The following is a 15051-nucleotide window of genomic DNA, read 5'->3' as shown; positions in this document are numbered from 1 at the left end:
AGCTGGTTAACTTGTCTTCTGCTGCCTTTTTTCCCATTCTGCCCCCTCTTCTGGACTTTCTCAAACCGGGCCGCCCTGTGCGATGACATCATCTTCCTCCCCTCCCTCCCACGATGCTCCTGCCCCGCTGTCCCGGCGTGGCTTCATGGGAGGGGCAGCCTCCCTCTCCAGCCTTCCCCTGCTCAGCCATGCCGCCCGGGCAGACGAAAAGGATGGGAAACAACAGCCCGCCCCCCCGGATGATGACCCCGCCCATTACAGGCCCGTCTTTTTCAGTGCGGAGGAATATCTCTTTCTCTGCCATGCGTGCGAGCGCATCTTTCCGCAGGATGAAAACGGGCCGGGAGCCCAGGCCCTCGGCGTACCCCGCTTCATCGACAGGCAGATGACCACCCCTTACGGCCGGGGTGACCTCTGGTACATGAAGGCCCCCTTCGTGAATGGGCCGCCAGAGCTGGGCTACCAGCTGCCCTACAGCCCACAGGACCTCTATCGTGGGGCCATCACGCCCATCAACACCCATTGCCTCATGCTGCATGATGCCGTTTTTGCAGCCCTCTCGCCACAATGGCAGGATGAGGTGCTGCATGCGCTGGAAGATAACAAGCTCCACCTCAATGACATTCCCGGTGCCGCCTTCTTCGAGCAGCTGCGGACCAATACACTGGAAGGAGCCTTCTCCGACCCTGCCTATGGCGGCAACCACAACATGGCTGGCTGGAAAATGATGGATTTTCCCGGTGCCAGGGCGGACTTCATGGACTGGATCAACCAGGACGGGGCCCGCTACCCCCTGGGCCCGGTCGGCATGCCTCCAAAACCGGACCCATACAGCGCCTCTTTCCAGAATGAGGAGGGATGAACCATGACAGACCAGACATTCCCTCCCGCGAAGCCGGATGTCGTTGTCATCGGCGCTGGCTGGGCCGGCAGCATCATGGCCAAGGAACTGACAGAGGCCGGACTGAACGTCACCATGCTGGAACGTGGGCACGACCACAGCACAGCCGTGGAAGGGACCTATCCCGGCTCCATTGACGAACTGCGGGGCGCCGTGCGCAAGCGCCTCTTCCAGAAACTGGCCCGCACCTCCCTGACCATCCGCAACCGCCCAGACCAGACTGCCCTGCCCTACCGCCAGCTGGCCGCCTTCCTCCCCGGCGAAGGCGTTGGTGGTGCCGGACTGCACTGGTCAGGCTGCCACTTCCGTGTCACGGAGGATGACCTCCGCCTGCGCAGCGCCACCATTGAGCGCTACGGGCAGAAATTCATCCCCAAAGACATGCACCTCCAGGATTACGGAATCAGCTACGGAGAACTGGAACCGTTTTTCGACAAGGCAGAGAAGGTCTTTGGAACTTCGGGGGAGGCATCCTCCGTGCAGGGGCAGAAAACAGGCCGTGGCAACGTCTTTGCCCTGGACCGCTCCAGCCATTTTCCCCTGCCGCCCATGGCAGACACCTTCTCTGCCAGCGTCTTCCGCCAGGCAGCCCGGGAGGCAGGCTTCCACCCTTACAGCATGCCTGCCGCCAATGCCTCCCAGCCCTATACCAATCCTTATGGCTGCCAGATGGGCCCCTGCAACTTCTGCGGTTATTGCAGTGGCTATGCCTGCTATCTCTATTCCAAAGCCTCCCCGAACGTGAACATCCTGCCCGCTCTGCGGCAGGACAAACGCTTCCGGCTCATCACACAGGCACAGGTGCTGGAAATCCTGCTGGATGACACCCGCAAGAGAGCCACCGGTGTGCGGTACATCGACCTCAAAACCGACTCCGAACAGGTCATTGAGGCGGATCTGGTCATCCTCAGCGCCTTCCAGCTGCACAATGTCCACCTCATGCTGACATCCGGCATTGGCAAACCCTATGACCCGGTCAGCCAGAGCGGGACCATCGGCCGCAATTTCACCTACCAGACCATCACCTCCTCCCGTGTCTGGCTGCCGGAAAACCGCTGCACAAACCAGTTTGTCGGCGCCGGCGGCGCTGGCGTGGCCATTGATGACTTCAACCAGCCCGGTTTCGACCGGGGGCGGGCCGGTTTCATTGGCGGGTCTCCTGTCTGGGTCAATCAGGCGGGCCTCAAGCCCATTGCTGCCGCACAGGGCAGTGGCGGAAAAGGATCACCCCGCTGGGGAGGTGCCTACAAGGCCGCCATGATCGACCAGTACAGGCATTCCTTCAGCATTGATGCCCATGGCAGCAACATGGCCTACCGGGATGTCTATCTCGACCTGGACCCCACATGGCGCAATGCCTATGGCCAGCCCATGCTGCGGATGACCTTCACATGGAAGGACAACGACATCCGCATGAACCAGTATGTCGTCAGGCAGATCGGCGACATTGCCCAGGCCATGGGGGCCACACGGACCAGCCTGAACAGCCTCCAGCCGGGCCAGCTTTTCGACAGCCGCATCTATCAGACAACACATCTCAGCGGTGGTGTCATTCTGGGCAGCAACCCGAAGACCAGCGCCCTGAACCGGTATCTCCAGAGCTGGGACGTCCCGAATCTCTTCGTCATCGGCTCCAGCGCCTTCCCGCAAGGAATGGGATACAACCCGACAGGCCTGGTGGCAGCACTGGCCTACTGGTCCGCTTACCATATCCGCCAGACCTATCTCCGCAATCCCGGCCCGATGGTACACGCCTGATGTCCCTGTTCCTCCGTTCCACCGGCACGAAACGCACATCCCCCCTTCGCCCCCTGCTGACGATGGGGCTGGGTCTGCTGGGCATCGTGGCTGCCACCCTGCCCACCCGTCCTGCACAGGCTGATGATGCTCCCCTGCCTGCCGGACTGATTGAAGAGGGCCATTATCAGGCCGTTCTGGGCGACTGTGCCGCCTGCCACACCCAGCCGGGGCGGCCACCCTACAGCGGGGGGATGCCCTTCAAGCTGCCCATAGGCACCATCTACTCCACCAACATCTCGCCAGACCCCGTCCACGGCATCGGCCACTATACCGAAGCCGAATTCGCCCGGGCCGTCCAGCTCGGCATCCGCAAGGATGGCAGCGCCCTCTATCCGGCCATGCCCTATCCCTCCTACGCACGGCTGAGCAAGGCGGACATCCACGCCCTCTATGTCTATTTCCAGAGGGGGGTGACACCGCAGCCTGTTGACCCGCCCGCCAATGGGCTGATCTGGCCACTTTCCATGCGCTGGCCCCTGCATATCTGGCGCTGGCTGTTCTCACCCTCCATCCAGTCTGCCCAGCTGCGCACCAACAACCAGTTCTCCGACCCCATACTTGCCCGTGGAGCCTATCTGGTGGAAGGACCCGGCCATTGCGGGGCCTGCCACAGCCCCCGCAGCATCACCCTCAATGAAAAAGCCCAGACAGCCAAGGACGGGCCGCTCTTCCTCTCTGGCGGGGGCGTGGTGGAACAATGGGTCGTCCCCTCCCTCCGGCAGGAAAACCGGACAGGACTGGGCCGCTGGAGCGAACAGGACATCGTGGATTTCCTCCGCACGGGGCGGTCCCGGACTGGTGCCAGCTTTGGCGGGATGACGCCTGTCATCGTCCATAGTGCCCATGCCTTCAAGGAGGCGGACCTGCACGCCATTGCCCGTTACCTCATGCAGCTGGCCCCGGCACGCAAGGAAACACCCTGGGTCTATGACCCCACGACGACCGACATGCTCCGCCGTGCCGACCTCTCCCAGCCCGGGGCACAGACCTACATGGACCGCTGCGCCGCCTGCCACCGCACCGATGGTGCCGGGTATGGAACGGTCTTCCCCCCACTGGCTGGCAACCCCATCGTGATGACGGATGATGCCACATCACTCATCCATATCATTCTGGCCGGCGACAGTATGCACGCCCTGCCTACGGCGGCCTCCGCCTTCACCATGCCGGGCTTTGCGGACACGCTCTCTGACAGGGAAGTAGCTGATGTTGTCAGCTTCATCCGGCAGAGCTGGGGCAATAACAGCAGCCCCGTGAAGGAAAGTACCGTGAAACACATCCGCCACTCCATCCCGCAGGCAGAAACACCGGACCAGCTTCCCAAAAACTGACACCATCGGCACGGAAGGAAGAAACACCCTTGGCGGTTTTTTCCCTCCGTACCCATACAGACGGAGCGCTGCATTCCGTGACATTCCTGTAACCTATGCTCCCGTCATCTCGTGACAGGATGAAGACTGCAGAACAGAAGCAGGGGCCTTTCTGCCTGCCCTACAGAGGAAGGTGCCGTACCTTACGGAGATGTCATAACTCAGACTAAAACAGTATTTAATTCGCCCTGTCGTCCTTTTTGCCTAGATTGTCCCGGCTTCCTTCTGCCTCTGGAATAAAACTGGAACAGTCCGACCCATGAATGCCATTGTCATCACCGCCCTGAAGCGGCCTCTGACCTTTGTGGTACTGTCCATCCTGATCGTGATGTTCGGGGTGATGTCAGTCTTCAAAACACCGACTGACGTCTTTCCGAATATCAAGATCCCGGTGGTCTCTGCCGTCTGGACCTATGGCGGGATGCTGCCTGAGGAATTTGCAGGCCGCATCATCTACAATTACGAGCTGATGGTGACCTCCACCGTGGAGGGCATCGAGCACATGGAGTCCAACTCCTATTACGGGCGGGGGATCGTGACGATCTTCTTCCAGCCCGGGTCTGAGATTGGCGAGGCAGAGGCGGAAGTCACCGCCATTTCCCAGACCGTCATCAAGCAGCTGCCGGTGAACATCCCGGCCCCGATGATCATGCGGCTGGATGCGTCTTCCGTTCCAGTCATCTCGCTACAGATCACCTCGGACAAGCAGACGCCGTCCGACCTCTACAAGCTGGCGATGATCCGTGTCCGTCCGCTTCTGGTCACCGTCGAGGGGGCCGTGGTGCCGCATCCCTATGGCGGGATGGACAGCTTCGTGATGGTCACGCTGAACCAGGACCAGCTGCGGGCGCACCATCTCTCGGCCATGGACGTGCAGAATGCCATGCATGACCAGAACATCGTCCTGCCCGCCGGTGACCAGAAGATCGACGCCGTGGACTGGATGGTGCAGACCAACGCCACCCCCAAGAGCATGAAGGCCATCGGCAACATTCCGGTCAAACGGGTGGGCAATGCGGTGATCTACGTTCACGACGTGGCGGACGTCTATCGTGGCGGCCATCCGCAGACAAACCTCGTGCTCGTGAAGGGACGTCAGGGCGTCGAGGTCGTCGTCATGAAGAGCGGCGAGGCCTCCACGCTGGACGTGGTGGATGGCGTGAAGAAGGCCCTCCCCCGCCTGCGGGCCGTGCTGCCGGATGACGTGAAGGTCAGCATCCTGACCGACGCCTCCATCTTCGTGAAGGACGCCATCAAGGACGTGGTGCGGGAGATGGTCACCGCTGCCTTCCTGACCGGCATCGTGGTGCTGCTCTTCCTCGGCTCGTGGCGGTCCACCGTCATCATCGCCACCTCCATCCCGCTGGCCATTCTCTGCTCGGTCATCGGGCTGAGCTGGGCCGGGGAATCCATCAACGTGATGACACTGGGCGGGCTGGCCCTGGCGGTCGGCATCCTCGTGGACGACGCCACGGTGATGATCGAGAACATCGACACCCATCTCGAGATGGGCAAGGAGCTTGAACCTGCCATCATCGATGCCGCCAACCAGATCGTGACGGCGACCTTCGTCTCCACCACCTGCATCTGCATCGTGTGGCTGCCCCTGTTCGAGCTGGACGGCGTGGCCGGTTACCTCTTCCGCCCGATGGCGGAAGCCATCATCTTCGCCATGATCGCCTCCTTCGTCCTCTCCCGGACGCTGGTCCCGACCATGGCAAAATACCTGCTGGCCAATCATGGTCACGGGCATGACATCCCGGACAGGGAGCAGCATACTGCCGATGCCAACGCTGCTGCCGTGGCAGCCGGTCACCCGGCCAACCGTGGCGACGGGACAGACAGCCACAATCACTCCGCTCCCCTGCCACCACGCAGCGGTGTCATGGGCTTCTTCATCCGCTTCCAGCGGGGCTTTGAGGAAAAGTTCAACAGCTTCCGGGACGGCTATTACGCCATTCTGGTCCGCTGTGTGGAGCAGCGCAAACTGTTTGTCGGCATCTTCCTCGGCCTTTCCGTCCTGTCATTGGGGCTTTACTTCACGGCCGGGCGGGACTTCTTCCCGGAGACGAAGTCCAACGCCCTCCAGATGCATATGCGGGCCCCGCTGGGTACCCGTATCGAGGTTGCGGGCCGCATTGCCGCTCTGGTCTCCGACCGCATCGAGCAGGACCTGCCCGGCCAGGTGGAAGAGATCGTCAGCAACTGCGGCCTGCCGGAAGGGGCGCACAACCAGGCCTTCATCCCGACACCGACCATCGGGACGCAGGACTGCGACCTGACCATCGCCCTGAAAAACGAGGCCTCCCCCGTGTGGGATTATCGTGCCCTGCTGCGCAAGGACCTCTCCGCCCGCTTCCCCGGGACGGTCTTCACCTTCCAGCCGGCGGACCTGACGGCGAAGATCCTCAATTTCGGCTCTCCCGCACCGATCGACATCCAGATCAACGGGCCGGACATTGCCGACAATTATGACTATGCCCGCAAGATCATGACCCGCCTGCGGCACATCCCGGGGGCTGCCGATGTCGTCATCCAGCAGACGATGAAGACACCAACACTGATGATCCGTGGCAACCGGACCTTCAGCCAGGCCACCGGCCTGACCGAGGCCGACCTCGCCAACAACCAGCTGATGACGCTCTCCGGTTCCAGCACGGTGGACCCGCAGTTCTGGCTCGACCCCAGCAACGACGTCACATTCCCGCTGAACACCTACGTCTCGCAGGACCAGCTGACGCATCTGAGCGACCTGCTGACCATTCCGGTGGACAAGGGCGACGGCAACCCGACCGGTACGGGCGACCAGCTTCTGGGCAGCATCAGCACCGTCGTGCCGACCGGCACGCCGGGTGAGGTGTCCCACTTCAACTCCATGCCGGAGGTGGACATCTACGTCTCCACCGAAGGACGGGACCTCGGGGCCGTGCTGACGGACGTCAAGAAGGTCATCAGCGACACGAAATCCCTGCTGCCCAAGACGGCCGCAACGGAGATTCATGGGGCCGCCGTGACCATGTACGGGGCCTATGGCCAGCTCATCATCGGGCTGATGGTTTCCATCGTGCTGATCTACCTGCTGATCGTCGTCAACTTCCAGTCCTGGATGGACCCGTTCATCATCATCACCGCCCTGCCCGGCGCACTGGCCGGGATCGCCTGGGCCCTGTTCCTGACCGGGACACGCCTGTCCGTCCCGGCCCTGACAGGGGCCATCATGTGCATGGGGACGGCCACGGCCAACTCCATCCTTGTGGTGTCCTTCGCCAGGGAGCGGATCGAGCTGCATGGTGATGCCCTCCGGGCAGCGACGGAAGCCGGACGGGAGCGCATCCGCCCCGTGCTGATGACGGCCCTTGCCATGGTGGTGGGGATGATCCCCATGGCCACCTCCAACTCCACCAATGCCCCACTGGGCCGGGCCGTGATTGGCGGGCTGATTGTCGCCACGCTGTCCACGCTGCTCTTCGTTCCCTGTGTCTATGCAATCATCCACAACCGTACTGCGCGTCATAAGGAGACCGTCTGATGGCCAGCATGTCCCGCAAACACAAATTACTGCTCGGCCTGATCGCCCTGGCGCTGGGCCTCTACATCATCGTGCTGCTGCTCGGCCGCATGGCCCACAACGCCCACCTGCATGACGTGGCGGAACAGAGTGCCGTGCCCAACGTGGCCATCATCCTGCCCCACAAGGCGGACAGCAAGGTGAGCCTCACGCTCCCCGGCACGATTGATGCCTGGTATCAGGCGCCGATCTATGCGCAGGTCTCCGGTTACGTGAAGATGTGGTACAAGGATTACGGTGCCGTCGTCCATCAGGGTGATGTGCTGGCCGAAATCAACGCCCCGGCACTGGATGCCCAGTACGCCCAGGCCCTGGCAGACCTTGATGCCCAGAAGGCCAAGTACAATCTGGCCTCCGTGACGGCCAACCGCTGGCGGGCCATGGGGCACTCCCAGGCCGTTTCCGGGCAGTCCGTCTCCGTCGCCACGGCGGATGAACAGGCCGCCTACGCCAAGATGGAAGCAGCCCAGCGCAATGTGGACCACTTCGCCGCCCTGGAGAAGTTCAAGCAGATCGTGGCTCCGTTCGATGGTGTCGTGACGGCCCGCTCCATCAATGTGGGTGACTATGTCAACAGCGGGGGCGGGCAGCTCAACGCCACTGGTGGGGCCTCCGAACTCTTCACCGTGGCGGACACGCACCGCCTGCGTCTCTTCATCTCCGTGCCGGAAATCTTCTCCTACATGCTGACGGACGGGCTGACGGCGGAGGTCCACGTGCCGCAGTATCCGGACCGCATCTTCACGGCCAAGTTCCTGACGGCATCCCTCGGCTATGACCCCAACACGAGAACGGCCGTCTCCGAATTCACGCTGGACAATGCCGACCACGCCCTCTGGCCGGGGACCTTCGCCTCTGTCTCGCTGAAAGCCAACAATAATGCCTCCCACCTGCTGAAGATTCCCACGGGGTCCCTCGTCTTTCAGGAAAAAGGAATGCAGGTGGCAACCGTGGACCAGAAGAACACCGTCCACTTCAAGAACATCCGTGTCGGCAAGATGGCGGACAGCTCCACCGAGGTTCAGGCAGGCATCACGGCGGATGACCGCATCATCAACAACCCGCCCGCCGACCTTCTGGAAGGCGACCCCGTCCACATCGTGACACCGGCCCGGGGCTATAACCAGAGCGGCTGGGAAGAATCCGGAGATGATGACTGATGACCACCATGATCTCTGACCGTTCTTCCTCCATGAAGAAGACCCGCCGCAGGCTGGGCCGTCTTGCCCGCCGGACTGCCCTTGGTGGCAGCCTGCTGGCCCTGACGGGCCTCGGTGCCTGCGACCTCGCCCCACACTACGAACCGCCGCATTTTGTCGTGCCGGACAGCTGGCAGGGGCAGGCCCCCTTCGCCGTGGCGCAGCCCGCCGATGCCACTCTCCCCAGCGACTGGTGGACGCTCTTTCATGATCCGCTGCTGAACGAGCTGGAAGACCGGGCCATTGCCGAGAATGGCGACCTCCAGGCCGCCGCCGAGCGTTTCCTTCAGGCCCGCTCCCTCGTGGCCAAAGCCCGGGCGGACCTGCTCCCGCATCTCAGCCTTGATGCAGGCGGGTCGGACAACAAGCAGTCGGCAGACAGGCTCTTCCGCAACGGGGCCACGCTGACCCAGACGCAGGAAGAATATGCCGGTCTGGCCTCGTGGGAGCCGGACATCTGGTCCGCCATCCGCAACCGTGTCCGCATGAACCGGCAGGCCGCCCAGCAGGAGGCCGCCCGCTTCGCCATGGCACGGCTGAGCCTGGAGGCCGAGCTGGCCACCGACTACATCCAGCTGCGTGGTTATGATGCGCAGATCGCCATCTACCAGCAGTCCATCGCCTATTATAACCGGGCACTGGATGTCACCCGCACCCAGCTGAAATACAAGGCGGCCCCCCGGCTGGACCTCGCCCGGGCAGAAGCCCAGCTCTACACCACGCAGGCCGCCCTGTATGACATCCAGGCCGCCCGTGAGGTGACGGAACATGCCATCGCCGTGCTGACCAACAGTGCGCCCTCCAGCTTCCACATCGACCCCGTCAAGGCGCTGGACTTCCACCAGCCCAACATTCCGGCGGGCGTGCCCTCGGGCCTGCTCCAGCGGCGGCCCGACATTGCCAGTGCGGAGCGTGAGATGGCCCAGGCCAACCGGGCCATCGGCATTGCCCGTGCCGCCTTCTACCCGCATTTCTCTCTCAATGCGGATGCCGGGTTCGAGGCCAACGGCTTCAAGCTGGCCAATCTGGCCAACTCGCTCTGGACCTACGGTGCCCGCATGAACATTCCGCTCTTTGATGGCGGCGTACATCGGGCGGAACTCCAACGGTCATGGTCCGCCTACCGGGAGACACGGGACCAGTACCGCACGACCGTCCTCTCCGCCTTCCGGGAAGTGGAGGATGGTCTCTCCCGCACCAACCGCCTGAATCTGGAAAACCAGGCTCTGGAAAAGGCCGTCAATGCCAATCTGGAAACCCAGAACATGACCATGACGCTCTATCAGGGCGGTGTGGGCACCTATCTGGATGCCATTTTCAGCCAGGAAAACACCCTCCGCAGCCGCATCACGCAGGTGGAGGTGGCCACAAGGCTGTATCAGGCTGATGTTTCGCTGATCCGCAGCCTTGGCGGCGGGTGGGACTCCAAGAACCTTCCCACGATGGCCGAGACGCTGTCGGTCGGTGCCTTCCAGTATGAGGGGCTGCACCACCCCAAGCAGGTTGGTGACGTCAATGCCTCCGAACATCCCGAGGCCCATGAGGACCTGACCCATGATGCCCCGGATGCCGTAGGCCGTGGCACCAATGCCCACCTCAAGCCGCTTCCCATCGGGGCGATGCCCTGAGAGGGACGGCAGCTCCACCCGCCCCATCCGGCGGGTGGAGACCCCTGGTGCGGCCCGTCCACTTTTCTTCCCGTCACTGGTAACATCTGATACAGCCTACGAATTAGTTTCGTCACCTGTTGAGGAGAGCATCCAATGGCGCATTCCCCCCGCAAGGGCAGTCCGGCCCGCTGGGCGGCTGTCATTCTGCCGCCACTCTGTCTGGGTGGCCTGCTGGCCTGGACGGCCGACATTTTCAGCCCGGCCGCCATATCTCCTTCCCACTTCATGCAGCGATTCCATAATGCTGGGGCTCCGGGTGATGGCTTCCGCCGTGCCCATGCCAAGGGCATGTGCGCCACCGGCTGGTTCGACCCCACACCGGAGGGCCGTGCCCTGTCCCGTTCCGGCATCTTCAGGGGCGAGCATCTGCCTGTCATGGGGCGTTTCTCACTGGCTCCGCCACTGCCGTATCTGCCGGACAATCCCGCCGTGGCCCGCAGCCTTTCCATGCAGATACGCTCCCCATCCGGTGATGACTGGCGGCTGGCGCTGGTGGATGCCCCTCTCCAGTCCATGCGGGATATTGCCGATGCTTACGCTTTCTTCGGGGCCGCAAAGCTGGACCCTGCCACCCACAGGCCCGACCCTGTGGCCGTTCAGGCCTATGCAGCCCAGCGCCCCTGGCTGAAAACGGCTTTTGAACAGGCAAAAGCCCACAAGCAGACATCCGACCTGACCAACGACACATACAACAGCCTCGACAGCTTCATCCTGACAGATGAAGCTGGAAAAAAGACAGCCGTCCGCTGGGCTGCCGTGGCGCAGGAACCCTTCAGCCCGGCTGACGGCAGTGGCGCCAATGATGGCAACTATCTCTTCAAACGGCTGGTCCAGACGCTGGATCAACGGCCCCTCCGCTGGGACATCGTTGCCACGGTGGCCCGTGAAGGAGACCCGGTCAACGACTCCAGCCAACCATGGGACAATGCGGACCAGAAGGTAACGGTCGGCACGGTGACCTTCACGAAGGCCTACAGCGAGGATGAAAGCCCCTGTGGCCCCATGGTGTTCGACCCCACCATCCTGCCTGACGGAATCAGCGCCTCGGACGACCCGCTGCTGGCCCTGCGCTCGTCAGTCTACATGAGGTCCTATGCAACCCGGTCTGCCGAGCACAAAGCACCCAGCATGGTCACGCCGGGCGATGTTGCCAGTCCGACCCTCACACAAGACGAGAAGGGCCAGTAACCCATGTCTTTTCCACAGAATACAGGCCATGCTACGCCCTTCCCCCGCCTCTCCATCCTGCTGCACTGGGTGATGGCAGTCCTCATCATCGTCATGCTCTTTGTCGGGCTGGTCATGGCGCATGACTCCACCATCCACTATGCCGGTCTCTTCACGCTGCATCGCACGGTGGGGTTCCTGCTCCTGCTGCTGGTGGTCATCCGGCTTGTCAACCGGTTTGCCAACCACACACCTGCCCTGCCAATGGACATGCCCGGCCCCATGAAGCTGGCCGCCCATTTCTCCCATATCCTGCTTTATGGCTTCATGATCGCCCTGCCGCTGGTCGGCTGGGCCATGCTCTCGGCTGGCGGATACCCGATCACCCTGTGGGGGGGCTGCCATATCCCGCCGCTCATGGGCTTCCATCCCCATCTGTGGGGTGCCCTGCGCTGCCTGCACAGTCTTCTGGCCTATGGGCTGATCCTGCTCATTCTCGCCCATATCGGAGCGGCCCTGCTGCACGGCATCATCCGGCGGGACGGTGTCATGGGCTCCATGCTGGGGCGATAAAAACCTCCAGACACGAAAAAAGGCGGCTCCATGATGGAGCCGCCTTTTTCATGACCAAAGATACGGGCCAGCCCGTTCTTCAGAACGGAGAGTCAATGTCCATGACATTGACGAGCTTGTGGTTCACGAATTCCTTGATCCCAAGGCTCATAAGTTCACGCCCATAACCGGAGCGGGCAATACCGCCGAAAGGCAGTTCCGCTTTGGTCGTGGTCGGGTGGTTGATGAACACCATGCCGGTACGGATCTTGGACGCCACACGAACTGCCCGGGCTTCATCCCTGGAGAAGATGGCGCCACCCAGACCATAAGGAGAGTCATTGGCAATGCGAACGGCATCATTCTCATCCTTGGCACGATAAAGCTGGGAAACCGGGCCAAAGAACTCCCAATGACGGGCCTCATTGTTCTCATCCAGTTCCGTCAGAACAACCGGCTGGAAAAACGCCCCCTGGTTAGGCACGGCTACAGGAATGGTCTCAGCCTTCGCTCCCTGCTTGACGGCTTTCTCCACCATTTCACGCAGATCATCCGCAGCCTGCTGGGAAGCAAGAGGAGCGAAATTGGTGTTCGGGTCCAAAGGATCCCCGGCCCTCAACTCGGCAATGCCCTTCTTGTACAGTTCCACAAAGCGGTCATAAAGGCTGTCCACCACAATGATGCGCTTGGCAGAGACACAGACCTGACCGGCATTCCAGTGGCGGCCGAACACGGCCCATTTAACGGTCTTCTCAAGGTCAGCATCATCCAGAACGATGAAGGCATCGCTGCCCCCCAGCTCCATGGTCGCCTTCTTGAGAGCCTTGCCAGCAGCACCAGCCACGATGGACCCGGCCCGCTCGGACCCTGTCAACGCCACACCACAGGTACGGGGATCATCCAGCACCATCTCCGTGAATTTGTGCGGCATGTAGATATTCTGGAACAGCCCCTTCGGTGCGCCCGCTTCTTCAACCAGCTCCTGGCAGGCAGCAGCACACTGCGGCAGGTTGCCTGCATGTTTCAGAAGGACCGCATTACCGGCAGAAAGCTGTGGCGCCACAATGCGCAGCACCTGATAATACGGGAAGTTCCAGGGTTCGATGGCCAGCACGATGCCCTGCGGCTCATACACCAGCTTGGCACGCCCCAGCTTGGGGTCGGAGAGCTTCAGGTCTTCCGGCTTCAGCAGCTCTGCCAGGTTCTCGGCATAATATTCGCAGATCTGGGCAGACAGGATGGCCTCGGCCTTCCCTTCGGCCAGAACCTTGCCCATCTCCAGCGCAGCCAGACGGGCCAGCTTCTCCGCATCACGGCGCAGCAGGGCACCGATGTTCTTCATGAGCTTGGCGCGCTCTTCAAAGCTGGTTTCCCGCCATGCTTCGTAAGCCTCATGTCCCCGGGCCAGGGCGGCCTGAACGTCCTGTTCCGTTGCTTCCGGAAACTCTTTGACAACTTCATTCGTATAAGGATTAACAGTGGCAAATGCCATGATACACCTCGTTCTTCCCGGGTCCCTGCAGCGGAACCTGGGTGTGATATGGACAGTGTTGAATCACTGCCCAAAGGTCGGCTGGGGAGCAACAACACGGACCATTGCCGCCCCCCAACCAGATATTGGAACCTTACAAACTTCTTTCCAGAACTTTGCGGCTGATTTCTGACGTAATGTCCTGATGTTCACCAAGAGTTGTCATGCCATGCTCTTCCAGCTGGGCAATGATGGGATCAATACCAGCACGGTCAATGTCGTAGGCAGAAAGACGGACCGGAATCTCCAGCCCTTCAAAGAAGGCTTCGATACGGGCGATGGCGGCATCGATGCGCTCATCCTCCGTGCCTTCCGTCAGCCCCAGAACACGGGCGGCATATTGCAGCAGCTTGGCACGCTTCTGCTCCCGACGCTCCTTCAGCATGGCCGGGAAGACGATGGCCAGCGTGCGGGCATGGTCGATCCCGTATTTCGCCGTCAGCTCATGGCCGATGGCATGGGTGGCCCAGTCCTGCTTCACGCCAGCCCCGATGAGACCATTCAGGGCCTGTGTTGCCACCCACATCAGGTTGGCACGCAGGTCGTAGTCATCAGCAGGAGCACTGGTGATGCGCTGGCCAATCTCATGCAGGCTCAGCAGCAGGCCCTCAGCGTAGCGGTCCTGCACCATCGCATCCTGCGGCAGGGTCATGTACGCTTCCATCACGTGGACGAAGGAATCCGCCACACCATTGGCCACCTGCCGGGGCGGCAGGCTGAAAGTGCGGGTCGGGTCCAGAATGGAAAAGACCGGGAAGACGTGCGGGTTCGAGAAAGCCAGCTTGTCGCCCGTCTCCTTGCGGGAGATCACGGCAATGCTGTTCATCTCCGACCCGGTAGCGGGCAGTGTCACGACCGTTCCCAGCGGCAGGGCCTGCTGGACCGTCTCACCCTGCTTCAGCAGGATTTCCCACGGTTCGCCCTGATACGGCACGGCAGCAGCAACGAATTTCGTGCCATCCATGACGGAACCGCCACCAACAGCCAGAAGGAAATTCACCTTCTCCTTGCGGGCGACCTCGACAGCCTTCATGAGCGTCTCGTAAGTCGGGTTGGCCTCAATCCCGCCGAATTCGCAGAATGTCCGCTGCCCCAATGCCTTGCGGACTTCACCCAGCGTACCGCTCTTCTCGGCGCTGGCACCACCATAGAGGACAAGAACCCGGGCCTGCTGGTCGATCTGCTCATCCAGCCTGGCAATCATCCCTTTGCCAAAAAGGATTTTTGTCGGGTTATAGAATTCAAAATTATCCATGCTGTCCTCCTTGCCGCTCTTTCAGGCCAGATCACATA

10 protein-coding genes are annotated in these 15051 nt (G+C 61.7%); 8 read left to right on the top strand and 2 right to left on the bottom strand.

What is annotated here, in order from left to right:
• The first annotated feature begins 82 nt into the window (after positions 1–82).
• From CPA54_RS07630 to CPA54_RS07595, 8 genes are all read left to right on the top strand, one after another.
• A complete protein-coding gene (locus CPA54_RS07630; protein ID WP_249086005.1) occupies positions 83–862 on the top strand; it encodes a gluconate 2-dehydrogenase subunit 3 family protein in 780 nt (259 codons plus the stop codon).
• Positions 863–865: 3 nt separating this feature from the next.
• Complete coding sequence (locus tag CPA54_RS07625; RefSeq protein ID WP_146046919.1) at positions 866–2659, top strand: GMC family oxidoreductase; 1794 nt, start codon at positions 866–868, stop codon at positions 2657–2659.
• Positions 2660–2721: 62 nt separating this feature from the next.
• Positions 2722–4032 (top strand): cytochrome c, encoded by a 1311-nt coding sequence (locus CPA54_RS07620; protein WP_103765682.1) that lies wholly within the window; start codon positions 2722–2724, stop codon positions 4030–4032.
• A 298-nt stretch (positions 4033–4330) separates the two neighbouring features.
• Positions 4331–7600, top strand: coding sequence for an efflux RND transporter permease subunit (locus CPA54_RS07615; RefSeq protein ID WP_081562917.1), 3270 nt, complete (start codon positions 4331–4333; stop codon positions 7598–7600).
• Positions 7600–8799 (top strand): efflux RND transporter periplasmic adaptor subunit, encoded by a 1200-nt coding sequence (locus tag CPA54_RS07610; RefSeq protein WP_081562918.1) that lies wholly within the window; start codon positions 7600–7602, stop codon positions 8797–8799. Before CPA54_RS07615 ends, CPA54_RS07610 begins: the two co-directional genes overlap by 1 nt.
• A gap of 8 nt (positions 8800–8807) precedes the next feature.
• Positions 8808–10466, top strand: a complete 1659-nt coding sequence (locus CPA54_RS07605) for an efflux transporter outer membrane subunit (protein WP_373364571.1) — start codon at positions 8808–8810, stop codon at positions 10464–10466.
• Positions 10467–10601: 135 nt separating this feature from the next.
• On the top strand, positions 10602–11696 hold the full coding sequence (locus tag CPA54_RS07600; protein ID WP_249079868.1) for a catalase: 1095 nt from the start codon (positions 10602–10604) through the stop codon (positions 11694–11696).
• 3 nt (positions 11697–11699) lie between these two features.
• On the top strand, positions 11700–12248 hold the full coding sequence (locus tag CPA54_RS07595; RefSeq protein WP_249086003.1) for a cytochrome b: 549 nt from the start codon (positions 11700–11702) through the stop codon (positions 12246–12248).
• A gap of 79 nt (positions 12249–12327) precedes the next feature.
• Here CPA54_RS07595 and CPA54_RS07590 read toward each other — a convergent pair whose 3' ends face one another.
• Both CPA54_RS07590 and CPA54_RS07585 read right to left on the bottom strand, forming a co-directional pair.
• Complete coding sequence (locus tag CPA54_RS07590; RefSeq protein ID WP_249086001.1) at positions 12328–13719, bottom strand: NAD-dependent succinate-semialdehyde dehydrogenase; 1392 nt, start codon at positions 13717–13719, stop codon at positions 12328–12330.
• Positions 13720–13852: 133 nt separating this feature from the next.
• Positions 13853–15013: an iron-containing alcohol dehydrogenase gene (locus CPA54_RS07585; protein WP_081562922.1), complete on the bottom strand. Its 1161-nt coding sequence runs from the start codon at positions 15011–15013 to the stop codon at positions 13853–13855.
• Positions 15014–15051 lie beyond the last annotated feature (38 nt).

It is taken from the genome of Parasaccharibacter sp. TMW2.1890 (genome assembly GCF_023337645.1).
Lineage (GTDB): Bacteria > Pseudomonadota > Alphaproteobacteria > Acetobacterales > Acetobacteraceae > Bombella > Bombella apis.
The sequence above is the reverse complement of the archived record's forward strand: the minus strand, read 5'-3'. Positions and strand labels throughout refer to the sequence as shown.